Source organism: Bradyrhizobium sp. 14AA (assembly GCF_054185205.1).
Map to the genome: position 1 here is coordinate 17,635 of NZ_JAVAYM010000030.1, position 22,620 is coordinate 40,254.

The window sequence follows — 22,620 nt, forward strand, 5'->3', positions numbered from 1 at the left end:
CCCGGAATGACGGGATAAATAATCACGGCAGCGCCCGCTCCAGCAGCGCGCGGACGTCGCCGCTCGCAAGCTCCACCGCGCCGTACATGCTGGCGTGATTGGCGGCAAGGCGCGTTGTGGCGAACAGTTCGGCGTGGTGCGGCGAGACACCGTTCAAAGCAGCGGCCGCGGCGAGCAGTGCCAGCTTCTCGACCGCGAGGCGCGCGACGCGCTCGCCGTCGGCACGCCGAAAAGTCTTGCCGATGAACGCGACCGCCTCGCCTGCCCCCGGCAAGCCCTTCGTCTCGGCCGCAAGCGATTGCAGCACAGTCATCGCCGCCTCAGGCTCGCGCGCGAGCGCCCGGAGCACGTCGAGGCACATCACGTTGCCCGAACCTTCCCAGATCGCGTTGACCGGCGACTCCCGGTAGTGGCGCGCCAGAATGCCGTCCTCGACATAGCCGTTGCCGCCGAGACACTCCATGGCCTCATAGAGGAACGGCGGCGCACTCTTGCAGGTCCAGTATTTGATCGCGGGCGTCAAGAGCCGCATATAGGCGGCCTCCGCCGCATCGTGCGGCGTCCGGTCGAAGGCGCGGCAGAGCCGCATCACCAGCGCGACGCTCGCTTCCACATGCAGCGCCATGTCCGACAGCACGGCCTGCATCAGCGGCTGATCGGCGAGATGCTTCTGGAACACGCTGCGGTGACGGGCGTGATGCAGCGCATGCGCAAGCCCCGAGCGCATCAGGCCGATGGAGGCGATCGCGCAATCCTGCCGCGTCAGCTGCACCATCTGGATGATGGTGCGGATCCCCTTGCCCTCCTCGCCGACCGCTTGCGCGTAGGCGCCGGCGAACTCGACCTCGGACGAGGCATTGGAGCGATTGCCAAGCTTGTCCTTCAAGCGCTGGAACTGGATGGCGTTGACCGATCCGTCAGGCGCAAAGCGCGGCATGAAGACACAGGTCAGGCCGCCATCGGCCTGCGCCAGCACCAGGAACGCATCGCACATCGGCGCCGACATGAACCATTTGTGGCCGGTGATGCGGTAGGCATCGCCGTCGCGCACCGCGCGCGTCATGTTGGCGCGCACGTCGGTGCCGCCCTGCTTCTCGGTCATGCCCATGCCGAGCGTCATGCCGCGCTTCTCCCACCACGGCGCGAAGGTGGGATCGTAGGTTCTGGTCGACAGCACTGGCATCACGCGGGCGAGCAGGTCCGGCTGCATCGCCAGCGCGCCGACGGAGGCGCGCGTCATCGTGATCGGGCAGAGATGACCGGTCTCGACCTGCGCGGCGATGTAGAATTTTGCGGCGCGGACGACTTCGGCGGCATCGCCCGCCGGCCTGCCGTCCGCCGTCCAGGTCGAATTATGCACGCCGGCATGCGCGCTGTGCGCCATCAGCTCGTGATACGAGGGGTGAAACTCGACCTGGTCGCGGCGATTGCCTTTTGCATCGAAGCTGCGCAGCTTCGGCGTGTTCTCGTTCGCCATGCGCCCGCGGTCGGCCATCGCGGCCGAACCCCAATGTTTGCCGAACTCGGAGAGCTCCCGTTCCGCGGCCGCGCCGCCATTGGCCTGCACGGCGTCGACCAGCGGCCGATCCACGGCGAACAGATCGACATCCTCGAACGGCGGCGACTGGTTGAAGACCTCGTGGGTCGCAAAGCTCGGCTGGGTCATCGGCGCTTCCTCGAAGCGGACTTTAGTTCCGCCGCGGCTGGATCGGGAAATCATAGGCCGCCCCGCCCGCCCCCGGCAGGGAAAAATGCCACCACTCCTTCGAATAGTTCACAAAGCCTTGCCTGGCCATGGCAGCGACCAGCCGCTTGCGCCAGGCGCGCTGGTCCGGTGTGATCGACGGTGCCGCAGTATGGCCTTTCGTGTCCGTGCAGTCATAGCCGGTGCCCATGTCGACGCTGCCCTCCGGCGCCCGCGCCTCGACCGGCGCGGTACAAACGGCATAGGTTTTTGACGGGTCGTATTTGCCGGAATTGTCGGCCTTGAGATCGACCAGCGTGAGATCGAGCGCCGCGCCCGTCGAATGCTGCGAGCGGCTTGCGATGTAGCCGAGACGAAACAGCTCGGTCTTGGGGATCTTCGGATTGTAGCGCCGCTCGGCAGCCGTCTCGCGTCCGTTTTGCGACCACTTCACCATGTCGAGCGAGGCCCGCGCCGGCCGGTAGCAGTCGAACATCTTGAGCGAGAGGTTTTGCGCCGCCAGCTCCGCTTGAACCGCCTTCAGCCGCAGCCCCACCTCGCGCTTCACCACGCATTCACCGGCGCCATAGCCTGCGAGCGGCCGACCGACGAAATTGTTCGCGGTGGCGTAGCGGATGTCCTGGACGATGCTGGGATCGACATCGCGGAGATAGGCGAAGTCGCCGGGGAGCGATTGGGCGTGGGCGGTACTGATTGTTGCTGCAGCCATGAGCACAGTCAGAATTGTTTTCATGAAATGCCCCCACATCGTCATGGCCGGGTTATCCCGGCCATCCACGTTCTTTTGCGTCAAATGCGATAGAAGATCGTGGATGCCCGGGACAAGCCCGGGCATGATGGAGAGTCACATCCCGGCGCCCGGATCGACAGATCGGGGGATAACTCACCGCCCCGGCATTGGCCCTTGCCCCCCCAGCCATCCGCGCCTATAGCTCTCGCTTTAATGACATCGAAATCGACCTTCGTCCTCGGCCACCGGCATTTGCTGGGCATCGAGGGCCTTTCCGCGGCCGACATCACCGGCCTCCTCGACCTGTCCGAAGAATATGTCGAGCTCAACCGCCAGGTTGACAAGAAGCGCACCGTCCTGCGTGGACGGACGCAGGTGAACCTCTTCTTCGAGGCCTCCACCCGGACCCAGTCCTCGTTCGAGCTCGCCGGCAAGCGGCTGGGTGCGGACGTCATGAACATGTCGGTCTCGTCCTCGTCCATGAAGAAGGGCGAGACGCTGATCGACACCGCGATGACGCTGAACGCGATGCACCCGGATATCCTGGTGATGCGCCATCACGCCTCCGGCGCGGTGGAACTGCTGGCGCGCAAAGTTGACGGTTCCGTGATCAATGCCGGCGACGGCGCCCATGAGCACCCCACGCAAGCGCTGCTCGACGCGCTGACGATCCGCCGCAACAAGGGCCGGATCGAGGGCCTCGTGGTCGCGATCTGCGGCGACGTGCTGCATTCGCGTGTCGCCCGCTCCAACATCATCCTGCTCAACACGATGGGCGCCCGCGTCCGCGTGGTCGGCCCCACCACCCTGTTGCCGCCCGGCATCGAGCGGATGGGCGTCGAGGTCGCGCGCGACATGCGCGAGGGGCTCAACGGCGCCGACATCGTCATGATGCTGCGGCTCCAGCGCGAGCGCATGAACGGCTCCTTCGTGCCGTCGTCCAGCGAGTACTTCAACTATTTCGGCCTCGACCAGAAGAAGCTCGCTTACGCCAAGCCGGACGCACTCGTGATGCATCCCGGACCGATGAACCGCGGCGTCGAGATCGACACGGCGGTCGCCGACGGCGCGCAATCCCTGATCCGCGAACAGGTGGAGATGGGAGTGGCCGTGCGCATGGCGGTGCTGGAAGCGCTCGCCCGTAACCTGCCGAACGCGTGATGCCCATGCTGACCGACCGCCGCCCGATCCTGCTCGCCAATGCCCGCGTCGTCGATCCCTCCAGGGATTTCGACGGCGTCGGCGACGTCCTCATCGCCGACGGCACCATCCGCGAGACCCGCCGCGGCATCGGTGCTGCCGGCGTCCCCGAGGGCACCGACATCGTCAACTGCTCCGGCAAGATCGTCGCGCCCGGCCTCGTCGACATGCGCGCCTTCGTCGGCGAGCCCGGCTTCAGCCATCGCGAGACCTTTGCCAGCGCGAGCCAGGCGGCCGCGACCGGCGGCATCACCACCATCATCTGCCAGCCCGATACGTCTCCGGTGATCGACAATTCGGCGACCGTCGATTTCGTGATGCGCCGCGCCCGCGACACCGCGATCGTCAACATCCAGCCGATGGCGGCGCTCACCAAGGGCATGCACGGCCAGGAGATGACCGAGTTCGGCCTCCTCAAGGCCGCGGGCGCCGTCGCCTTCAGCGATGGCGTCAGAAGCGTGACCAATGCGCAGGTGATGCGCCGCGCGCTGACCTACGCGCGCGATTTCGACGCGCTGATCGTGCACTTCACCGAGGACCCCGATCTCGTCGGCGAAGGCGTGATGAACGAGGGCGAGTTCGCCTCGCGGCTCGGCCTGATGGGCATCCCGAATGCCGCCGAGGCCGTGATCCTCGAACGCGACATGCGCCTCGTGGCGCTGACCGGCGGCCGCTATCACGCGGCCTCGCTGTCCTGCATCGACTCGCTCGAGATCCTCCAGCGCGCCCGCGATGCCGGGCTCGCCGTCAGCGCCTCAGTCTCGATCAACCATCTGGCGCTGAACGAGAACGACATCGGTCCCTACCGGACCTTCCTGAAACTGTCGCCGCCGCTGCGCACCGAGGACGACCGCCGCGCGCTGGTGGCAGCGGTCGCCTCCGGCCTCGTCGACGTCATCATGTCCGACCACAATCCGCAGGACGTCGAGGTCAAGCGCCTGCCGTTCGCCGAGGCCGCTCCCGGCGCCATTGGTCTGGAGACCATGCTGCCCGCCGGCCTGCGGCTGGTGCACAATGGCGAGCTGGAACTGAAGACGCTGATCAAGGCGATGTCGACCCGCCCGGCCGAGTTGCTCGGGCTGGCAGGCGGAACCCTGCGTGCCGGCAGCCCGGCCGACGTCATCGTGATCGACCCCGACGTGCCCTGGGTGGTCGATCCCGCCGACCTCAAATCGCCCTGCAAGAACACCCCGTTCGACGAGGCCCGCTTTACAGGCCGCGTGGTGCGCACCATTGTCGGCGGACGGACGGTATACGAGCATGTCTGACGGGCGGAATCATGCGTGGCGTCTCGGTTCGACATGGAGATGCGGCCATGGGATTTGAAGCTTTCCTGCCGGTGGCCCTCGTCATCGGCTACCTCCTCGGCTCGATTCCGTTCGGGCTGATTCTGACCAGGCTCGCCGGGACGCAGGATATCCGCTCGATCGGCTCCGGCAGCATCGGCGCCACCAATGTATTGCGCACGGGACGCAAGAGCCTTGCCGCGGGCACCTTGCTGCTCGATGCGCTCAAGGGCACCGTGGCGGTGGTGATCGCCGGCTACATCGCAGGACCCAATGCCGCGATGGTGGCCGGGCTCGGCGCCTTCCTCGGCCATCTCTTCCCGGTCTGGCTCAAGTTCAAAGGCGGCAAGGGCGTCGCCGTCTATATCGGCATCCTGCTCGGCCTGTTCTGGCCGGGCGCAGTCGTGTTCTGCCTGCTGTGGCTGGCGACCGCCTTCACCACCCGCTACTCCTCGCTCTCGGCACTGGTGGCGGCGTTCATCACGCCGATATTCCTGTGGTGGTTCGGTCATCTTGCATTGTCTGCGCTGTTCGCAGTGCTGACGCTGCTGCTGTTCTACGCGCATCGCGAGAACATCAAGCGATTGCAAGCGGGCAAGGAAAGCAGGATCGGCGAGAAGGCCTAGAGCGTTTTCGAGCGAAGTGGATACCGGTTCGCCTCAAGAAAACGCGTCAAAACAAAATCCAGGGCCGAAAAAAGTACGGATACCGCCGCACCTCTTCCGCATTATACGCCAAATCCTGTTCGCAACTCGCGATCGGCTTGCGGCCGGCAGTAGCGAACCGGTTCCATGCCTGTCATCCTGACAGCGGAAATGGCGTTACGCGGTTGCTCAGAATGAGCGAAGAGATGGTCGGTACGCAGAACGAAGGCGGCTTGCAGGGCACTGCGGCAAGCCGGCTGCTCTCGACGACCAACATCTGGTCCGATACCCCCTCGCCGCCTGCTGCGCCAAAACCTGCTCCCGCTCTGTCGCCTGCGCCGCTCGTTGCTCCCGTCGTGCAGGCTCCCGCGGCGGTCGAGGCCGTAACCATCGCTGCACCGGTTCCGCCTCCGCAACCGCGCCCCGACCAGTGGCCGCCGCGAAAACTCTCGCTGGCGCTTCAGGGCGGCGGCACCTTCGCCGCCTTTACCTGGGGCGTGCTGGAACGGCTGCTGGAAGAGCCTGACATCGCGTTCGACACCATCAGCGGTGCCAGTGCCGGTGCCATCAATGCGCTGCTGCTTGCGTCCGGCCTTGCCGAGGGCGGCCGCGAGGCTGCCCACGCGCGGCTGAACCGGTTCTGGCTCCGGCTGATGCACGAGGCATCGTTCCGCTCATTGATGCTGGTCGGCGGATTTTCGCCGGCCGGAAGCTCGGTCGCGTTCGGTCCGACCCTGCGCTCAGGCCAGTTCGATCCGTTCGATCTCGATCCGCTCAGGCAGGCGCTGTCGCGCGACATCAATTTTGCGGCCTTGCGCGAGCCGGCCTGTCCAAAGCTGTTGATCGCGGCGACGCGGATCTGCGACGGGCAGCAGCAGATCTTTCGCAACGGTTCTGTCACCGCCGACGTCGCGCTGGCTTCGACCTGCCCGCCGCTGGTTCACTGCGCCGTCGAGATCGACGGCGAGGCGTATTGGGACGGCGGCTTCGGCGGCAATCCGCCCCTGATCCGGCTGGCGCAGGAAACCGACGCGACGGACGTGCTGCTCGTCCAGGTCACGCCCGCGCGCGACAGCTACGTGCCGATCACGCTCGCCGCGATCGACCGCCGCCTCGACCAGATTGCGGCCAACGCCGCCCTCAATGCCGAGATCGCCGCGATCGAATGGGCGCAAGCAACCGCGGCGCTATCGCCGCGCCTGTTCCGGATCGCCGCGGAAGACTCGATCGAGGGTCTCGCGCAGCGCTCATCGACCGATCTCAGCCGGGGCTTCATCCGCATGCTGCACCGAAGCGGCCGCGAGGCCGCCGGGCGCTGGCTCGGCCAAGGTGCAACCCCGGCGCAGCTTCAGCGCATCGCGTCCACTGAGCCCGCGCTAGCCTGACTTCGCCAGCGCGTTCTCCAGGAACCACGCCGTCGCCAGCGCATGTGCGTCGTTGCCGAAACGCGCGATCACCTGCACGCCGATCGGCAGGCCGTTGACCTTCAGCACGGGAACATTGACGCAAGGATTGCCCATCAGCGTCCAGAGCCGGTTGTAGCGGGGGTCGCCCGTGGTCGCGAGCTCCTTGGCCGGCGGCGTGCCCGGCGCCGAATAGGTCAAGAGCACGTCGACGCCCTCGAACAGCTCGCCAAGTTCGCGGCGGCCACGACGGCTGATCCGGCGCGCCGCGTCATATTCTTTCGGCGTCAGGCCGACCGTCGCATCGAGGCTGGCGCGCAGCATCGGCGCGATCTCGTCGTGACGCTCGGAAAACTCCCAGGCCAGCGCGCGATGCGCCTCGAAGTCCTGGATGACCGGATGGATGCGCCAGGCCTCCTGCACCGCCTCGGGCAAATCGATCGTTTGCACGCTGGCGCCGGCGCGCTCGGCCGCCTTGATCGCCGCTTGCAGGCCCGCTTCGGCGGCCGGCTCCACGGCGCCGGCGAACTCCTGCCTGACCACGCCGATGCGCGGCGCCTTGGCCGGGACAATGCCGGAGAATTCGGTGCGGCCGGTCATCGCGAGCAGTCCGCGCGCGAGATCTTCCGCGCGGGCGCCGAACAGGCCGACCGTGTCGAGCGCCCACGAATAGCACTTCACGCCGACGGTCGGCAGCATGCGAAACGACGGCTTGATCGCAGCGGTCCCGCAATAGGCCGCGGGCCGGATCACCGAGCCGCCGGTCTGGGTGCCCAGCGCCAGCGGGATCATGCCGGCGCCGACCGCTGCCGCCGAGCCCGAGGACGAGCCGCCCGGCGAGTGGCCAAGATTATGCGGATTGAGCGTCGGGGTCGGATCGCGCGAGGCGAACGCCGTCGTGGTGGTCTTGCCGATGATGGTGGCGCCCGCCCGCTTCAGCATCATCACCACAGGTGCGTCGCTGCGCGGCTGCCAGCCGCGATAGATCTCCGAGCCCATCTCGGTCGGCATATTGGCAGTGTCGATGATGTCCTTGATGCCGACGGCGATGCCGCGCAGCGGACCGGCGGCTTGCGCCTTCGCAGCCTTGTCATGGCGGACAAAGGCGCGGACATCTTTCTCTTTGGCCTCGATCGCCGCGTGCGACTGCGCGATGGCGGCATCGGGCGAAAGCTCCCCCGCTTCGATGCGGCGCTGGAGGTCGGCGAGTGAGATCATGACAGTCCTTATGTAAACGTGCCTCGGTCGCTGAACGGCAAAGGCAAGCCGTGCTCATCCAGGACGGCTTTGTAGTGATTGAGGTACGACCAAAGCCGGTTTCTGAGCTCGTTGGCATTCTCGTACGCTTGTGACGAACGGTCGAGGCCCGAACAGGCGTCGTCTGCCATGCAACAGAGTGAGTGGAGAGTATCGCCCTGAATCAGCAGGCCGGGGAAATGCCGTCCCGGATGACGCATCACCGCCGCGTTCGCGGTGTCCGCGAAAATCTCGACCTGTGCGACGCGCATTCCCAATACCTCAGAAACCAATCTGCCTAGTCACCATCCATTTATTAGGGTGTCGCAGCCGGGTCCACCCCTTCCCTACGCCCTCAGGTTGTTCCATGCTGCGCCCACAAGGAGACGCCGTGGACGCCATCAATCCGAGCACAGAGCTGACCGAGACCGACAGGATCGACCGTCTGCGGCTGATCCGCTCCGACAATGTGGGGCCGCGCGGTATTATGGCGCAAACGCCACAAGCTGGCTCAGCGTCGAATACCGTCCATTTGAGAGGAATGGACGATGCGCGGGTTAGCGATTTGGGCGGCGCTCTTTGCTGTCTTATGTCACCTTACGGGAGACCGGCATTTCGATCAGAATGAGCGGGAGCACCTTGTTGCGCTCAAACAGGTCAATCGTGAATTCAACCTGCACCGCCTTATTCTCGCTGTTTCGGTCTTGGGTGACCACCACGTTCGGGACAACCGCGCTCAGTCTGTAGATGCTGGTCGCCCCTCCGATTATGCTCCCGTCGAACATTCGATAGCCAACATGGAAAGCCAAATACAACTCGAATGGCTTGGTCTTATCTCCTTCGTCTCCCAAGAATTGGGCTATTTCTATTACGGGGGATGCTGCCAGACCGTGGTCCTTTCCGGGCATTATGGTCGTAACCGTAAAGAGAGCGTTTTTGTATTCTTGCGCCATCTCAGCTTGATGCACCCACCCCGCGTTAATGACCGGCTCCCTATTGCTTACATTGAAGAGCCGCGCCTTCATGAGGACATTGGCGGCTGGTGTCTTCCCAGTGTTCTCAAATATAGCCTCCAAATCCACGCGGATGTGTCGACCGGACTTATAGGCCTTGAGAGCACCCGGAAACTTCCAGTTAAGCCACGGGCGCTGTTCGAGGAACAGGGCTCTTTCAGCGGTCTCGGCGGCCTTCATAGCGGCTCGAGCCGATTCTCGTGCGACAGCGATAGAATCCTGCATGTCGCGGGATTGAGTGATGGAGGTTTTTCTGAGAAGCCTCAATTGGCGCTCGCCCGCAGCCCAGAGCTTATCGGTAGATCGCCAGAGCAGACCGGTGAAAACGAGAAGGCCGCCGGTAAACAGAGCGAGGAGAGAGTCGGTAATCTTCAGTTTGAGGCCAAGGAACGGAGGCCAGAACTCGGTTCCGTCCTCCTCGCTATTCTCTGCATGTTTCCCGCCGTGCTGCTCATTCGCCTTGGGGGCATTTGGTTCACTAGCCTTGGCGTGCTCCTCGCTTTTGAGAGCACTGTGGGCTTGCTGCTCGGCATTGATCTGTGGAGCATAGGGCGGATGCTGTTTTAGAGCATGTAACAGGCCCGCAACCATGATCAGAAGCGAGATAATAATCGCGAATGATAGCGCGCTGAATCGCTGCATCGGCCCCCGCCGCTAGATTTCCTCCAATGCTACTCCGTCGAGTTCTAAGGCTGCAATACACGCAAGAAAGAACGTGGCAGGGAAAGTGCCCCGCGCCAGCTTATTGGCAATCGACGCCTCGGTTTCTTTCAGCCCATGCTTTTTGAGCCGTTTTGCCAGCTCGGCATAGGTAACTTCGGTATCTTTCAGCTTGTGCTTTAGGAATGCTGCGGCGCGTTCGGCCCATTCCTCTTCGGATTTGATGTTCATGGCACCTCCATTTTGTAGGATATCATATCTGATAGATTGCCGTTGACAAGGCCAAAACATATCACATATGATATCTCTCATAAATGAGAGGGTTGGGTTATGGCACAGCATTTCCTTCTTTCCCGGGCAGCGAAGACGCTTTCACTGGCCCAGGTATTTCAGATGAAGGATGCTGAGGCGGAAATGACCTTCCGCCGCATCCGTTGGGCTGAAACCAATGGCGAGCCGGTTTGCAGCCATTGCGGCGGCGTTGATGCTTACGATTGCCGCCGCTTGAAAGGTGCACCCCGGTTCCGCTGCCGCGCCTGCAAAAAGGACTTCACCCTTACCAGCGGGACGCTGTTCGCCAGCCACAAGCTGACTCTGCGCTGCTATCTGGCAGCCATTGCGATCTTCTGCAACGAAGTGAAGGGCAAGAGCGCGCTGGCTCTCTCGCGTGATCTGTGCGTCTCCTACAAGTGCGCCTTTGTGCTGCTGCACAAACTGCGGGAGGCCATGGCCGATGAACTCAAGGGCCGCGTTGTTGGTGGGGAAGGCAAAGAGGCTGAGGTGGATGGCGGCTATTTCGGCGGCTACGTCAAGCCCGCCAACCTCAAGGAAGATCGTAAGGACCGCCGCTTCGCTCAGAACCAGAATGGAAAGCGCCGCGTGGTTGTGATTGTACGTGAGCGAGGAGGCAATTCCGTTCCGGCCGTGTTCAACAGCGAGAGCCAAGCCGCCGCGTTCATCCGCGCTCGCATCGCAAAGGGCACGGTCATCAATGCCGACGAGTCCGCGGCTTGGGATCACCTCCACGAACGGTATGAGGTAAAGCGCATCAACCATCAGGAGGCGTACAGCCTCGATGGCGCCTGCACCAACATGGCAGAGGAATATTTCAGCCGTCTCCGCCGGGGCGAGATCGGCATTCACCACCATATCGCCGGACCGTACCTGCTCCGCTATGCGCAGGAGTCTTCATGGCGTGAAGATAACCGCCGCGTCTCGAACGGGGATCAGACGCAGCGGGTTGCCAAGCTGGCATTGGGTCGCGGCAAAAGCGTGGACTTTACCGGCTATTGGCAGAGGCACATTGAGGACTAAAGCAAAGGGCCCCGCCTTTCGGCAGGGCCCTTAAATTGAAGCTACCAGAGGTTTGCGATCACCCCAAGATAGCTGCCAAGAGTTGATTAGACCCTTGGACTTAACTGCCGGACTGGCAAGTCCGGCGACCTGTGGAATATGGGTACTCGTGCGGAGTCTGTCAACAAAGGGTTTACAACCCCTCAACGCTTACAGCCCAAGGCCGTTCCGGACGCAATCTCTCACCTTTTCAAGGGTTCCATCGTCCAAGATGCGCACGTCGTAGACCCTCTGCCCTGAGTTCCATCCAGAGAAAAGCAACCTAAGGCGGTGAAAGGCTACCGTGAGGACAATATCTCCTTTCACCCACATTTCTGGATTTTCAAATGGCTCAGGAAGTGGCGGGTCTAGGGTCAGCTTTAGATGGTAGTCACGTGGGCGCCTTGGCGCCGTAGTGCTCAATGGAACGATGGTGCACATGAAGTCCCGTCCCGCTAGGGGCGGAGATAGCACAATGCAGGGACGGCGCTTCCTCATCTCGGGCTCTCGAAATCCCTCGTTGAGGTCAACCCGCACAATGGTTCCGGGCACCGGATGAGCAATAACAGTCACTTCAATACTCGCGGGAACGATTCTATTCCCACAACTATTGTGGTCAGATGGTTAAACGGCAAGCCGCCATTTGTACGGCCTAGCATCGCCAACCCGCTCCACCCCCTTGCCGTCGTGGTTGGCAAGGCTGTGCTGTATGCCCAGCGCCACGCTCTGCACATCCTCTTTAGAGGCATCCTGCACGCCATGGGCGGCGAGGATGGCGGCGGCTAGCTCCTGCGCTGTCATGGGCTCCGGCGCCGTCCTGAGCACGTCCACTGCCTTCCTATAGAGCGTCCCGCGCTTGAACCACTTGTTCGGCTGCCGCCGCTTCACCGTGATCCCAGCCAGGTTGTAGCTGGGGTCTAGCATCTTGATGACGGCCTCGACGTGACGCATCTGGTGGCTCAGCTCATCGTACCTCTGCCGGTTCTCCAAGAGCTGTCCGCCTAGCTCGGCATGAAGCCGCTCTAGCGTGAAGATGGCGGGGCGAGTGTACGGGTTATTCGTCGGGCGATGTCGCGCCATGGTGATCTCCTTTGCGGTGGAGATGGCAGCGACACTTCAAATTGCTTGTGGCGTTTGCGCCATAATACCGCAAAAAAGTGCGTTCTTGCGGGGTTTTCGACAGTCACACATGTAGTCCTGGTTACAAATCTATACCATGGGTGACCCAAATGAAACTCCTCCATATCGACTCCAGCGTCCTCGGCCCCCACTCCGTCCCAGGCAGGTTTCCGCCGCCATCGTCGACCGGCTCCGGCAGGCCACGCCCTCGCTTCAGGTCGTCTATCGCGACCTGACCCAGACCCCTCTCGCCCATCTCTCGGGCTCGCACCTGGCGGCCGCACAGGGCGCGCCCGCACCGGCGGAACTCGGCCCCGACCTTGCCGCGAGCGCGGCCGCGCTGGACGAGTTCCTGACCGCCGACATCGTCGTGATCGGCGCGCCCATGTACAACTTCACGATTCCCAGCCAGCTGAAGGCCTGGATCGACCGTGTCCTGGTGGCGGGGAAGACTTTCAAATACGGCGCGGCCGGACCCGAGGGGCTCGCCAGCGGCAAGCGCCTGATCGTGGCGATCTCGCGCGGCGGCTATTACGGCGCGGGCTCGCCGGCGGCGGCGCTGGAGCACCTCGAAAGCTACCTGCGCGGCGTGTTCGGCTTCATGGGCATCCACAACCCGGAATTCATCATCGCCGACGGCATCCAGGTCGGCCCGGAGCATCGTGAGAAGGCGCTGGCAGGCGCCCTCCAGGCCGCCACCAGCCTGCGCGCAGCCTGAGGCCATGCGCACATCATCAGCCGTCGCGCGAATAGCCGCGGCGGCTGATGCCTGTGCGGGCGATCTGCGAAGCTAAAACCAGACGCCCTGCATTCCCAGGATCACGGCAACGAGCGAGACGAACAGGCCGATGCCGGAGAACAACGCGACGGCGACGAGTTCGGAGGTTCCGGCGCGCTTGGCCGGAATGGCGGAGTTTTCGGTGTAAATACGCGGTGCTGAAATCGACGAAAAAATGCGGGCTGCTTTTGGCATACCGGGCTCCCTTGAAAATGAGTCTTCTGACCCCTGCCCGTAAAAATGTCTGTGCAGCAGTTGCGAAGGTTCAATGCCTCACGCAAGGTTCAGCGAAATACATTCACCGAGATGCAGGAACCGGCCGGCACAACCGCCATGATCGTGCCGACCGATTCAATTTTCACTTCATTTGATCAGCCGCGATAGATCGGCGCGCCGCTTGGCGAAGCAACCGCGCCGCCGTCTACGAAGATCTCCTGGCCCTGCACATGCGCGGAATCATCGGAGGCGAGGAACAGCACCGTCTTCGCAACGTGATCCGTTTCGCCAATGCGCCCCAGCGGCGTCGACAGCGAGATCCGCTTCTCGAACGCCTTCTCCGCTTCCGGTGTCGCCGTCGCAGGTCCCCAGATCGGCGTCCGGATCGCACCGGGCGCAACGACGTTGACGCGAATGCCGCGCGGCGACAGTTCTGACGCCATGATGCGCGCCATCGCACGCACGCCGGCCTTCGCGGCGCCGTAGGCCGAGTAGCCGGGAATGCCGAGCACCGAGATCACCGAGCCATTGAGGATGATCGAGCCGTTGTCATTGAGATGAGGCAGCGCGGATTGAACGGTGAAGAACACGCCGGTCAGATTGGTGCTGATAACCTTCTCGAAGACCTCGAGCGTGGCCGAGCCCAGCGGCGTGCCGCCGGCGATTCCGGCATTGGCAAACACGATGTCGAACTTGCCGAATTTTTCGGCGCCCTTCGCGATCGCGGCCTCGGTGGCGGCGATGTCGGTGGCATCGGCGACAACCGCGAGCGCGTTCGGCCCGAGCTCTTTCGCGGCCGCTTCCAGCGTCTCCTTGTTGCGCCCGGTGATCACGACCTTCGCGCCTTCGGCCACGAACAGCTTTGCGGTCGCCAGTCCAATGCCGCCGTTGCCGCCGGTGATCAGGGCCGTCTTGTTCTTCAGTCTCACGTTCGCCTCCAGTGGTTGCATCATAAAACTATGTTGCCATCTAGGGCATATGGTTTTATGATGCAACCACACAAGCGCGTGATCGGCACTGGAGTCGTGCGAACGCGACAGGACCCGGGCGATGGTGAAACGAACGAGCTTCGAGGGCGATTCCTGCCCGATTGCGCGCTCACTGGAAGCGATCGGCGACTGGTGGTCCCTGCTGATCATCCGCGAGGCGCTGTTCGGACTGCGCCGCTTCGGCGAGTTTCAGAGCAAGCTCGGCATGGCCAAGAACATCTTATCTGTGCGGCTGCGCGCGCTGGTCGACCATGGCATTCTCGCGACCGCCCCCGCCTCCGACGGCAGCGCCTATCAGGAGTATGTACTGACGCCGAAGGGCCGCGGCACCTACCCGATCCTGGTGGCGCTGCGCCAATGGAGCGAGGAATTCGACGATCATCCCGAGCAGATCGCGACCATCCTGGTGGATCGCGAGAAAGGCCGTCCGGTGAAGAAGCTGGAAATGCGCGCGGAAGATGGGCGCCTGCTCAGCCAGGCGGACACCACGCTGAAGCCGCGGCCGGCGCCGCGGCGAAGGGCGGCGGGATAGGCGATACGGCAAGCTGTCGCCGCGCTCTCGCTGTCATCGCCCGCGAAGGCGGGCGATCCAGTATTCCACCCCGATAAGCCGCGGCGTACTGGATTCCCCGCCTGCCGCCTTCGCCAAAGCTTCGGCGCTCCGAGACCTCAACCCCGGCGAAGCCTTGGCGTAGCCGGGTCGCGGGGAATGACAGCTGTTGTGGGGCGACACCGCTACGACAGCTTGCGCTTGCTCCGCAACCGCAGATGCTCGTCGGCCTCCAGCTTGGTCATTCCCAACAGATAATGCAGCACGTCGAGCTTGTGGCGCTCGGCGAGCTTGCGCAAGGCAGCCACCTGCTCGGCGATGAAGGCCACGGCCTCATCCGCCCCGCCCTCCCCGGGTTCCTCGCCGCGCGAGCCTCCCGGCACGCCTGATGCTGCGCGCGCCCGTTTCTTTCCCGGCCTTGTCACCCAACCCACCCCGAATCCATGCCCCGCAGAAACATTACGCCGATAGGGATCGCAACTCCAAGGTGGTAATTTGCAACTTTCTCGATATGAAACTTTTCCCATTTGGGAGGCTTTCAACACCCCTCGATTTGACAGCGAGGGCCTCACCACCCATGTTCGGATCGAAACGGCCGACCCGAGTCCTTTCGTTTTCGGCCCGAGATTTTCCCGTAAGTTACTGGAACTACATGAATATCGTCATTGTGGAGTCGCCGGCGAAAGCCAAGACGATCAACAAATATTTGGGCTCGTCCTATGAGGTTCTGGCCTCGTTCGGCCATGTCCGCGACCTGCCGGCGAAGAATGGCTCCGTCGATCCCGACGCAAATTTCAAGATGATCTGGGAGGTCGACCCCAAGGCGGCCTCCAGGCTCAACGATATCGCCAAGTCCCTGAAGAATGCCGACCGCCTGATTCTGGCGACCGACCCTGATCGCGAGGGCGAGGCCATCTCCTGGCACGTGCTGGAGGTGATGAAAGAGAAGCGCGCGCTCAAGGACCAGAAGATCGAGCGCGTGGTGTTCAACGCCATCACCAAGCAGGCCGTCACGGACGCGATGAAGCATCCGCGCGAGATCGACGGCGCGCTGGTCGACGCCTACATGGCGCGCCGTGCGCTGGACTATCTGGTCGGCTTCACGCTCTCCCCTGTGCTGTGGCGCAAGCTGCCGGGCGCCCGCTCGGCCGGCCGCGTGCAGTCGGTGGCACTGCGCCTCGTCTGCGACCGCGAGCTCGAGATCGAAAAGTTCGTCGCGCGCGAATACTGGTCGCTGATCGCGACCCTGCTGACGCCGCGCGGCGATGCCTTCGAAGCCCGCCTCGTCGGCGCCGACGGCAAGAAGATCCAGCGCCTCGACATCGGCACCGGCGCGGAAGCCGAGGAGTTCAAGAAGGCGCTCGAAACAGCCGCCTACGCCGTCACCTCCGTCGATGCGAAGCCGGCCCGGCGCAATCCGCAGGCGCCCTTCACCACCTCGACGCTGCAACAGGAAGCCAGCCGCAAATACGGCTTTGCACCGGCGCACACCATGCGCATCGCCCAGCGCCTCTATGAAGGCATCGACATCGGCGGCGAGACCACCGGACTCATTACTTATATGCGTACCGACGGCGTGCAGATCGCCCCCGAGGCGATCACCCAGGCGCGCAAAGTGATCGGCGAGGACTACGGCAACGCCTACGTGCCGGACGCCCCGCGCCAGTACCAGGCCAAGGCCAAGAACGCCCAGGAAGCGCACGAAGCGATCCGCCCGACCGACATGTCCCGCCGCCCCGACAGCATGAGCCGCAAGCTCGATGCCGATCAGGCCCGGCTCTACGAGCTGATCTGGAAGCGCACCATTGCGAGCCAGATGGAATCGGCCGAGCTGGAGCGCACCACCGTCGACATCACGGCGAAGGCCGGCGGCCGTGCGCTGGAGCTGCGCGCCACCGGCCAGGTCGTCAAGTTCGACGGCTTCCTCGCACTCTATCAGGAAGGCCGCGACGACGAGGAGGACGAGGACTCCCGCCGCCTGCCCGCGATGAGCCCGAACGACGCACTGAAACGCCAGTCGCTCGCCGTCACCCAGCACTTCACCGAGCCGCCGCCGCGCTTCTCCGAGGCGTCGCTGGTCAAGCGCATGGAAGAGCTCGGCATCGGCCGGCCCTCGACCTATGCCTCGATCCTTCAGGTCCTGAAGGACCGCGGCTACGTCAAGCTCGAGAAGAAGCGCCTGCATGGCGAGGACAAGGGCCGCGTCGTGGTCGCGTTCCTCGAAAGCTTCTTTGCCCGCTACGTCGAATACGATTTCACCGCGGGCCTCGAAGAGCAGCTCGACCGCATCTCCAACAACGAGATTTCCTGGCAGCAGGTGCTGAAGGATTTCTGGACCGGCTTCATCGGCGCCGTCGACGAGATCAAGGATCTGCGCGTAGCCCAAGTGCTCGACGTGCTCGACGACATGCTGGGCCAGCACATCTATCCGCCCCGCGCCGATGGCGGCGATATCAGGCAGTGCCCGAGCTGCGGCAACGGCCGGCTGAATCTCAAGGCCGGTAAGTTCGGCGCCTTCGTCGGCTGCTCGAACTATCCGGAATGCCGCTACACCCGCCAGCTCGCCGCCGACGGTGAGGCCACGGCCGACCGTTCGCTCGGCCAGGATCCTGATACGGGTCGCGATGTCTGGGTCAAGGCCGGCCGGTTCGGACCCTACATCCAGCTCGGCGAGCAGAAAGACTACGCCGAAGGCGAGAAGCCGAAGCGCGCAGGCATCCCGAAGGGCACCTCGCCCGGCGATGTCGAGCTCGAGCTTGCGCTGAAACTGCTCTCGCTGCCGCGCGAGATCGGCAAGCATCCGGAAACCGGTCAGCCGATCACCGCAGGTCTCGGCCGCTTCGGGCCGTTCGTGAAGCACGAGAAGACCTACGCCAGCCTGGAGGCCGGCGACGAGGTGTTCGACATCGGCCTCAACCGCGCGGTGACACTGATCGCGGAAAAGGTCGCCAAGGGCCCGAGCCGCCGCTTCGGCGCGGATCCCGGCAAGGCGATCGGCGATCATCCGACACTCGGCACCGTCACTGTGAAGAGCGGCCGTTACGGCGCCTATGTCACAGCAGGCGGCGTCAATGCGACGATCCCTGCCGAGTTCGAAAAGGACACGGTCACTATTGCCCAGGCGATCGCGCTGATCGACGAGCGCGCGGCCAAGGGCGGCGGCAAGAAGCCGAAGAAGGCTGCGAAGCCGGCCAAGGCCAAGAAGACTGCAGCGAAGGCCGCGGACGGCGATGACGCCGCGCCGAAGAAGAAACCGGCCGCGAAGAAGGCGGCCAAATCGAAAACTGAATCCACCAGCAAGGCGCGCGCAGCCGTGTCGTCGACGGCAAAAACGTCGCCGACCAAGGCAGCCGCCCCCAAGGCCCCGGCCAAGAAGAGTGCCGGCAAGACTTAGGTGGCAAGACTTAGGTGGCAAGACTTAGGTGGCAAGACTTGGGTGGCAAGACTTAGATCAAGAATTAGAGGTTAAGTGAAACGCAAGAATGACCATGGCTTTCCCGACCGGCAAGCCATCGTCGCCTTCATCAAGGCAAATCAGGAGAACGTCGGCACCCGCGAAATTGCGCGCGAGTTCGGCCTGAAGAACGCCGATCGCGTCGAGCTCAAGCGCATGCTGCGCGAGCTCGCCGACGACGGGACCATCAAGAAAAAGCGCCACAAGGTGTCCGAGCCGGACGCACTGCCGCCGACACTGGTCGCCGACATCACCGGGCGCGACTCCGACGGCGAATTGATCGCCTCCCCCACCGAATGGGACGAGGTCGAAAGCGGCGAGCCGCCAAAGATCCGCATCCAGATGCCGCGCCGGCCGAAGCCCGGCACAGTCGCCGGCGTTCGCGACCGCGTGCTGCTGCGCGTCGAGCCGAGCAACGAGACCGAGGGACCTGCCTATCGCGGCCATATCATCAAGGTCTTCGACAAGACCAAGAGCCGCATCCTTGGCGTGTTCCGCGGCCTGCCCGAAGGCGGCGGACGGCTCGTCCCCGTCGACAAGAAAGCTGCCGATCGCGAGCTGAACATCGCCGCCGCCGATACGCACGGCGCCCAGGACGGCGACCTCGTCAGCGTCGACATCGTCCGCACCCGCAGCTTTGGCCTCGCCTCCGGCCGGGTCAAGGAGAAGCTCGGCTCGGTCAAGTCGGAGAAGGCGATCAGCCTGATCGCGATCTACGCGCACGACATCCCGCTGCAATTCTCCTCCGGCGCGATGCGCGATGCGGAAGCCGCAGAGCCCGCCAACCTCAGAGGACGCGAGGACTGGCGCGACGTGCCGCTTGTCACCATCGATCCGCCGGACGCCAAGGATCACGACGACGCGGTGCATGCGCAGCCCGATGACGATCCGAACAACAGAGGCGGCTTCATCGTCAACGTCGCGATTGCCGATGTCAGCTTCTATGTCCGGCCGGGCACCGCGCTCGACCGCGACGCGCTCGACCGCGGCAACTCGGTCTATTTCCCCGACCGCGTCGTGCCGATGCTGCCCGAGCGCATCTCCAACAATCTCTGCTCGCTGGTGCCGGGCGAGCCGCGCGGCGCGCTCGCGGTGCGCATGGTGCTCGGCCCCGACGGCCGCAAGCGCTCGCATAGCTTCCACCGCATCCTGATGCGCTCGGCCGCGAAGCTGAGCTACGCGCAGGCGCAAGCCGCGATCGACGGGCGGCCCGACGACGCCACCGGCCCCCTGCTCGATCCGATATTGAGGCCGCTCTACGCCGCCTATGCCTGCGCCAAGCGCGCGCGCGACGAGCGCGATCCGCTCAATCTCGATCTGCCCGAGCGCAAGATCCTCCTGAAGAGCGACGGCACGGTCGATCGCGTCGTGGTGCCGGAGCGTCTCGATGCGCACAAGCTGATCGAGGAGTTCATGATCCTCGCCAACGTCGCAGCCGCCGAGATGCTGGAGAAGAAGTCGCTCCCGCTGATCTACCGCGTGCATGACGAGCCGACGCTGGAGAAGGTCCACGCGCTTTCGGAGTTCCTGGAAACGCTCGACGTTCCCTTCACGAAATCAGGTGCGCTGCGCCCGACGCTGTTCAACCGCGTGCTGGCCCAACTCGAAGGCCACGACTATTACCCGCTGGTGAGCGAGGTCGTGCTGCGCGCCCAGGCGCAGGCCGAATACTCCTCCGAGAATTACGGTCATTTCGGCCTGAATCTGCGCCGCTACGCGCATTTCACCTCGCCGATCCGCCGCTATGCCGACCTCGTCGTGCACCGTGCGCTGGTCCGCGCGCTCGGGCTCGGCGAAGGCGCCCTGCCCGACAGCGAGACGCCGGAAAGCCTCGGCGAGGTCGCGGCCCACATCTCTGTGACCGAGCGGCGCGCGATGAAGGCTGAGCGCGAGACTGTCGACCGGCTCATTGCTCATCACCTGGCTGATCGCATCGGCGCCAGCTTCCAGGGCCGCGTCTCCGGCGTCACGCGCGCCGGCCTGTTCGTCAAGCTGAGCGAGACCGGCGCGGACGGATTGATCCCGATCCGATCCCTCGGCACGGAATATTTCAACTATGACGAGAGCCGCCATGCCCTGGTCGGCACGCGCAGCCGCACCATGTATCAACTCGGCGACGTCGTCGACGTCCGCCTGATCGAAGCAGCCCCCATCGCCGGCGCGCTGCGCTTCGAGCTGCTGTCGTCCTCCAGCGAGACCGCGCCGCGCGACCGCCGTCGACCCGGTCCACAACGCCGCCCCTCATTCAAGGCCCATCCCGGACGCAGCCCGGATAAAAAACGCAAGCCGTCAAAGCCAAAGTCCGGCAAGGGGAAGAAGAACAAGGGCAAAGGCAAAAAGGGCAAGGCATGGTGACGATGAGCACGGCCCCGAAGATCTGGACACGCGAGAGCGGCCTCGTCGAGAAGCGCGACGTCTTTGCCGCGATGAAGCGCGGCTTTCGCGGCCGCTGCCCGCGCTGCGGCGAGGGAAAGCTGTTCCGCGCCTTCTTGAAGACCGCGGACAATTGCGCCCAATGCGGCCTCGATTTCACACCGCACCGCGCCGACGATCTGCCCGCCTATCTCGTGATCGTCATCGTCGGCCACATCGTGGTGCCCACCATTTTATGGATCGAGACCAATTACACCACGCCGGTCTGGATCAGCTTCGCAGCCTATCTGCCCTTCACCTTCGTCGCCTCGCTGGCGCTGCTCCAGCCGGTCAAGGGAGCTGTGGTCGGCTTGCAATGGGCTCTGCGCATGCACGGGTTTGACGAGAACCCTCCGGATGGTATTCCGCCAGTCTAAGCAAACAAGAAGCGGTTCGGGTGAGGACATGACGGATACGTCGCAGACAGCCGAGAAGGCAAAAATCCACGAGGGCAAGGAAGCCGACCACCATCCCTATTTCCGCCCGAAGGATGCGGCGACGCTGATCCTGGTCGATCGCAGCGGCAGCATGCCAAAAGTGCTGGTCGGCAAGCGCCATGACAAGGTGGTGTTCATGCCCGGAAAGTTCGTCTTCCCCGGCGGCCGCGTCGACAAGGACGATTATCGCGTGCCGTGTGCGGCCCCCATCACCGCCGAGCTGGAAGCCAATCTCGCCAAGGGCAGCCCGAAGACGCCGGCCTCGCGCGCCAAGTCGCTCGCCGTTGCCGCGATCCGCGAGGCCTGCGAGGAAACCGGCCTCTGCCTCGGTCGCAAGAGCGAAGGGAAAGCAAAACTCGAAGGCGCCTGGAAGCCGTTCGCGGATGCAGGGCTGCTGCCCGACCCGTCCGGCCTGTTCCTGATCGCGCGCGCGATCACCCCGCCCGGCCGCGTCAAGCGGTTCGACACGCGCTTCTTCACCGCGGATGCCTCCGCGATCACCCACCACGTCGAGGGCGTGATCCACGCCGATGCCGAGCTGGTCGAGCTGGTCTGGGTCGAGCTCGGCTCGAAGCCGCTCGCCGATCTGCATCCGATGACGCGCAACGTGCTCAACGAGCTCGACACGCGCCTTGCCACCGGCCCGCTCCGCCACGATGCGCCGGTGCCGTTCTTCCATTTCTACGGCGGCAAGATGCAGAAGGATATTTTGAGCTAGCCCTGCGGATCAGTCCGCATCAGGCTCGGTGCCGACATAGTCGCGCGCCGGCAGTTTCAGGAGGCGGCCGATCTCGCTCGCCAACTTGTCCGCCTCCTCGCGCCTGGTGAAGCTCTGAAGCGTGATCGGCTCGGTACCCTTGTTGCCGCAGAGGTTGACGTCATAGGCCGTCAGTTCCGGGTCATAGTCTTCCGTGATGCTGACGAAGTGATAGTCGGCGAGATCGCGCGATGAGCGGATATTCAGCAGGCCGAACTGCCTGGTGATGACGATCTGGCGCAGCGTCTCGTTGAGCACGACGAAATAGCGGAACGTCAGCAGGATGAGTCCGGGAATACCGACCAGCAATCCGAGCCCCGTAAACACCAGCACCGGCACGAGATCATCGGCGAGCCTTCCGAAGCCGAAAAAATCCTGCCGCAGGCCGAGCGCAACGTTCCACAAGAGATAGCCGCTCGCCGCCAGCAGCGGCAGCGACAACAGCCGGCCGACCCATGGCATGGGACGGTCGATGCGGACGATGCCGCCGTCCACGGTCATTGCGCCGGCCATTGAAGCGTCTCCTCGGAAGCGAAGGTTGAGGCTTGGTCGGGCCGAACGGCGGATTGGTTCGATGGCTCCTCCCTCCTCCGTGATTCCAGGGCGCGCCCCCTGGGCGCGAGCCCGCAATGACGCGATTGTGCTGAGTGTGTCGCGAAAAACAAAAAATTCTTCCCACCTCCCCCAATGGCGGAGTTC

At 64.0% G+C, this 22,620-nt stretch carries 22 protein-coding genes and 2 pseudogenes; 12 read left to right on the plus strand and 12 right to left on the minus strand.

The genetic code is table 11. The features are described from left to right. Positions 1–22: 22 nt before the first annotated feature. Together RAD15_RS37355 and RAD15_RS37360 are read right to left on the minus strand one after the other, a co-directional pair. On the minus strand, positions 23–1,666 hold the full coding sequence (locus RAD15_RS37355; RefSeq protein WP_458183722.1) for an acyl-CoA dehydrogenase family protein: 1,644 nt from the start codon (positions 1,664–1,666) through the stop codon (positions 23–25). 22 nt (positions 1,667–1,688) lie between these two features. Continuing rightward, complete coding sequence (locus tag RAD15_RS37360; protein WP_458183723.1) at positions 1,689–2,414, minus strand: M15 family metallopeptidase; 726 nt, start codon at positions 2,412–2,414, stop codon at positions 1,689–1,691. A 234-nt stretch (positions 2,415–2,648) separates the two neighbouring features. Here RAD15_RS37360 and RAD15_RS37365 point away from each other — a divergent pair, with 234 nt between their 5' ends. The 4 genes from RAD15_RS37365 to RAD15_RS37380 all read left to right on the plus strand — a co-directional run bounded on the left by RAD15_RS37365 (position 2,649) and on the right by RAD15_RS37380 (position 6,950). Further along, complete coding sequence (locus RAD15_RS37365; protein ID WP_458183724.1) at positions 2,649–3,596, plus strand: aspartate carbamoyltransferase catalytic subunit; 948 nt, start codon at positions 2,649–2,651, stop codon at positions 3,594–3,596. Positions 3,597–3,601: 5 nt separating this feature from the next. Then, entirely contained in the window at positions 3,602–4,903 is a 1,302-nt protein-coding gene (locus RAD15_RS37370) for a dihydroorotase (protein ID WP_458183791.1), read from the plus strand. Positions 4,904–4,950: 47 nt separating this feature from the next. Further along, complete coding sequence (gene plsY, locus RAD15_RS37375) at positions 4,951–5,547, plus strand: glycerol-3-phosphate 1-O-acyltransferase PlsY (protein WP_458183725.1); 597 nt, start codon at positions 4,951–4,953, stop codon at positions 5,545–5,547. Positions 5,548–5,759: 212 nt separating this feature from the next. Then, positions 5,760–6,950 (plus strand): patatin-like phospholipase family protein, encoded by a 1,191-nt coding sequence (locus RAD15_RS37380; RefSeq protein WP_458183726.1) that lies wholly within the window; start codon positions 5,760–5,762, stop codon positions 6,948–6,950. On the opposite strand, the gene RAD15_RS37385 is transcribed toward RAD15_RS37380, so the two are convergent. Together RAD15_RS37385 and RAD15_RS37390 are read right to left on the minus strand one after the other, a co-directional pair. Beyond that, complete coding sequence (locus RAD15_RS37385) at positions 6,942–8,186, minus strand: amidase (protein WP_458183727.1); 1,245 nt, start codon at positions 8,184–8,186, stop codon at positions 6,942–6,944. The genes RAD15_RS37380 and RAD15_RS37385 overlap by 9 nt on opposite strands. A gap of 8 nt (positions 8,187–8,194) precedes the next feature. Then, positions 8,195–8,476 carry a DUF6959 family protein gene (locus tag RAD15_RS37390; protein ID WP_458183728.1) on the minus strand — a complete coding sequence of 94 codons (282 nt, stop codon included), beginning with the start codon at positions 8,474–8,476 and terminating at the stop codon, positions 8,195–8,197. Between the two features lie 95 nt (positions 8,477–8,571). On the opposite strand from RAD15_RS37390, the pseudogene RAD15_RS37395 reads away from it, so the two are divergent. Beyond that, positions 8,572–8,718, plus strand: a pseudogene (locus RAD15_RS37395) (DNA-processing protein DprA); the annotation flags it as partial. A gap of 73 nt (positions 8,719–8,791) precedes the next feature. On the opposite strand, the gene RAD15_RS37400 reads toward RAD15_RS37395, so the two are convergent. After that, positions 8,792–9,859 (minus strand): hypothetical protein, encoded by a 1,068-nt coding sequence (locus RAD15_RS37400; protein ID WP_458183729.1) that lies wholly within the window; start codon positions 9,857–9,859, stop codon positions 8,792–8,794. A gap of 12 nt (positions 9,860–9,871) precedes the next feature. Continuing rightward, a complete protein-coding gene (locus RAD15_RS37405; RefSeq protein ID WP_458183730.1) occupies positions 9,872–10,108 on the minus strand; it encodes a DUF6471 domain-containing protein in 237 nt (78 codons plus the stop codon). A 99-nt stretch (positions 10,109–10,207) separates the two neighbouring features. Here RAD15_RS37405 and RAD15_RS37410 point away from each other — a divergent pair, with 99 nt between their 5' ends. Then, complete coding sequence (locus tag RAD15_RS37410) at positions 10,208–11,191, plus strand: IS1595 family transposase (protein ID WP_458183731.1); 984 nt, start codon at positions 10,208–10,210, stop codon at positions 11,189–11,191. A gap of 189 nt (positions 11,192–11,380) precedes the next feature. Here RAD15_RS37410 and RAD15_RS37415 read toward each other — a convergent pair whose 3' ends face one another. Next, entirely contained in the window at positions 11,381–11,782 is a 402-nt protein-coding gene (locus tag RAD15_RS37415; protein ID WP_458183732.1) for a type II toxin-antitoxin system PemK/MazF family toxin, read from the minus strand. Positions 11,783–11,833: 51 nt separating this feature from the next. Continuing rightward, complete coding sequence (locus tag RAD15_RS37420; protein WP_458183733.1) at positions 11,834–12,289, minus strand: hypothetical protein; 456 nt, start codon at positions 12,287–12,289, stop codon at positions 11,834–11,836. Between the two features lie 149 nt (positions 12,290–12,438). Between RAD15_RS37420 and RAD15_RS37425 the strand changes: the two are divergent. Further along, positions 12,439–13,046 (plus strand): annotated as a pseudogene (locus tag RAD15_RS37425) (FMN-dependent NADH-azoreductase). 72 nt (positions 13,047–13,118) lie between these two features. On the opposite strand, the gene RAD15_RS37430 reads toward RAD15_RS37425, so the two are convergent. Beyond that, on the minus strand, positions 13,119–13,301 hold the full coding sequence (locus RAD15_RS37430) for a hypothetical protein (protein ID WP_458183734.1): 183 nt from the start codon (positions 13,299–13,301) through the stop codon (positions 13,119–13,121). A 176-nt stretch (positions 13,302–13,477) separates the two neighbouring features. After that, positions 13,478–14,251, minus strand: a complete 774-nt coding sequence (locus RAD15_RS37435) for an SDR family NAD(P)-dependent oxidoreductase (protein ID WP_458183735.1) — start codon at positions 14,249–14,251, stop codon at positions 13,478–13,480. Between the two features lie 121 nt (positions 14,252–14,372). Between RAD15_RS37435 and RAD15_RS37440 the strand changes: the two genes are divergently transcribed. Further along, complete coding sequence (locus RAD15_RS37440) at positions 14,373–14,843, plus strand: winged helix-turn-helix transcriptional regulator (RefSeq protein ID WP_458183736.1); 471 nt, start codon at positions 14,373–14,375, stop codon at positions 14,841–14,843. A 203-nt stretch (positions 14,844–15,046) separates the two neighbouring features. Here the strand turns inward: RAD15_RS37440 and RAD15_RS37445 are convergent, their stop codons facing one another. Next, positions 15,047–15,190 carry a hypothetical protein gene (locus RAD15_RS37445; protein WP_458183737.1) on the minus strand — a complete coding sequence of 48 codons (144 nt, stop codon included), beginning with the start codon at positions 15,188–15,190 and terminating at the stop codon, positions 15,047–15,049. A 323-nt stretch (positions 15,191–15,513) separates the two neighbouring features. Between RAD15_RS37445 and topA the strand changes: the two genes are divergently transcribed. The 4 genes from topA (at position 15,514) to RAD15_RS37465 (ending at position 21,882) form a co-directional block, all read left to right on the plus strand. Continuing rightward, complete coding sequence (gene topA / locus RAD15_RS37450) at positions 15,514–18,255, plus strand: type I DNA topoisomerase (protein ID WP_458183738.1); 2,742 nt, start codon at positions 15,514–15,516, stop codon at positions 18,253–18,255. Between the two features lie 75 nt (positions 18,256–18,330). Next, complete coding sequence (gene rnr / locus RAD15_RS37455) at positions 18,331–20,670, plus strand: ribonuclease R (RefSeq protein WP_458183739.1); 2,340 nt, start codon at positions 18,331–18,333, stop codon at positions 20,668–20,670. Further along, a complete protein-coding gene (locus tag RAD15_RS37460; protein ID WP_458183740.1) occupies positions 20,664–21,104 on the plus strand; it encodes a DUF983 domain-containing protein in 441 nt (146 codons plus the stop codon). Before rnr ends, RAD15_RS37460 begins: the two co-directional genes overlap by 7 nt. A 28-nt stretch (positions 21,105–21,132) precedes the next feature. Continuing rightward, positions 21,133–21,882 carry an NUDIX hydrolase gene (locus RAD15_RS37465; protein WP_458183741.1) on the plus strand — a complete coding sequence of 250 codons (750 nt, stop codon included), beginning with the start codon at positions 21,133–21,135 and terminating at the stop codon, positions 21,880–21,882. A 9-nt stretch (positions 21,883–21,891) separates the two neighbouring features. On the opposite strand, the gene RAD15_RS37470 is transcribed toward RAD15_RS37465, so the two are convergent. Continuing rightward, the gene (locus tag RAD15_RS37470) at positions 21,892–22,434 is read right to left on the minus strand and encodes a hypothetical protein (protein ID WP_458183742.1); all 543 of its coding nucleotides are present in this window, start codon (positions 22,432–22,434) and stop codon (positions 21,892–21,894) included. Positions 22,435–22,620: the final 186 nt, after the last annotated feature.

Coding starts and splice junctions, on each gene's coding strand:
- RAD15_RS37355 (WP_458183722.1), bottom strand. CDS start 1,666: ATGACCCAGCCGAGCTTTGCGACCCACGAGGTCTTCAACCAGTCGCCG.
- RAD15_RS37360 (WP_458183723.1), bottom strand. CDS start 2,414: ATGGCTGCAGCAACAATCAGTACCGCCCACGCCCAATCGCTCCCCGGC.
- RAD15_RS37365 (WP_458183724.1), top strand. CDS start 2,649: ATGACATCGAAATCGACCTTCGTCCTCGGCCACCGGCATTTGCTGGGC.
- RAD15_RS37370 (WP_458183791.1), top strand. CDS start 3,602: ATGCTGACCGACCGCCGCCCGATCCTGCTCGCCAATGCCCGCGTCGTC.
- plsY (WP_458183725.1), top strand. CDS start 4,951: ATGGGATTTGAAGCTTTCCTGCCGGTGGCCCTCGTCATCGGCTACCTC.
- RAD15_RS37380 (WP_458183726.1), top strand. CDS start 5,760: ATGAGCGAAGAGATGGTCGGTACGCAGAACGAAGGCGGCTTGCAGGGC.
- RAD15_RS37385 (WP_458183727.1), bottom strand. CDS start 8,186: ATGATCTCACTCGCCGACCTCCAGCGCCGCATCGAAGCGGGGGAGCTT.
- RAD15_RS37390 (WP_458183728.1), bottom strand. CDS start 8,476: ATGCGCGTCGCACAGGTCGAGATTTTCGCGGACACCGCGAACGCGGCG.
- RAD15_RS37400 (WP_458183729.1), bottom strand. CDS start 9,859: ATGCAGCGATTCAGCGCGCTATCATTCGCGATTATTATCTCGCTTCTG.
- RAD15_RS37405 (WP_458183730.1), bottom strand. CDS start 10,108: ATGAACATCAAATCCGAAGAGGAATGGGCCGAACGCGCCGCAGCATTC.
- RAD15_RS37410 (WP_458183731.1), top strand. CDS start 10,208: ATGGCACAGCATTTCCTTCTTTCCCGGGCAGCGAAGACGCTTTCACTG.
- RAD15_RS37420 (WP_458183733.1), bottom strand. CDS start 12,289: ATGGCGCGACATCGCCCGACGAATAACCCGTACACTCGCCCCGCCATC.
- RAD15_RS37430 (WP_458183734.1), bottom strand. CDS start 13,301: ATGCCAAAAGCAGCCCGCATTTTTTCGTCGATTTCAGCACCGCGTATT.
- RAD15_RS37440 (WP_458183736.1), top strand. CDS start 14,373: ATGGTGAAACGAACGAGCTTCGAGGGCGATTCCTGCCCGATTGCGCGC.
- topA (WP_458183738.1), top strand. CDS start 15,514: ATGAATATCGTCATTGTGGAGTCGCCGGCGAAAGCCAAGACGATCAAC.
- RAD15_RS37460 (WP_458183740.1), top strand. CDS start 20,664: ATGGTGACGATGAGCACGGCCCCGAAGATCTGGACACGCGAGAGCGGC.
- RAD15_RS37465 (WP_458183741.1), top strand. CDS start 21,133: ATGACGGATACGTCGCAGACAGCCGAGAAGGCAAAAATCCACGAGGGC.
- RAD15_RS37470 (WP_458183742.1), bottom strand. CDS start 22,434: ATGGCCGGCGCAATGACCGTGGACGGCGGCATCGTCCGCATCGACCGT.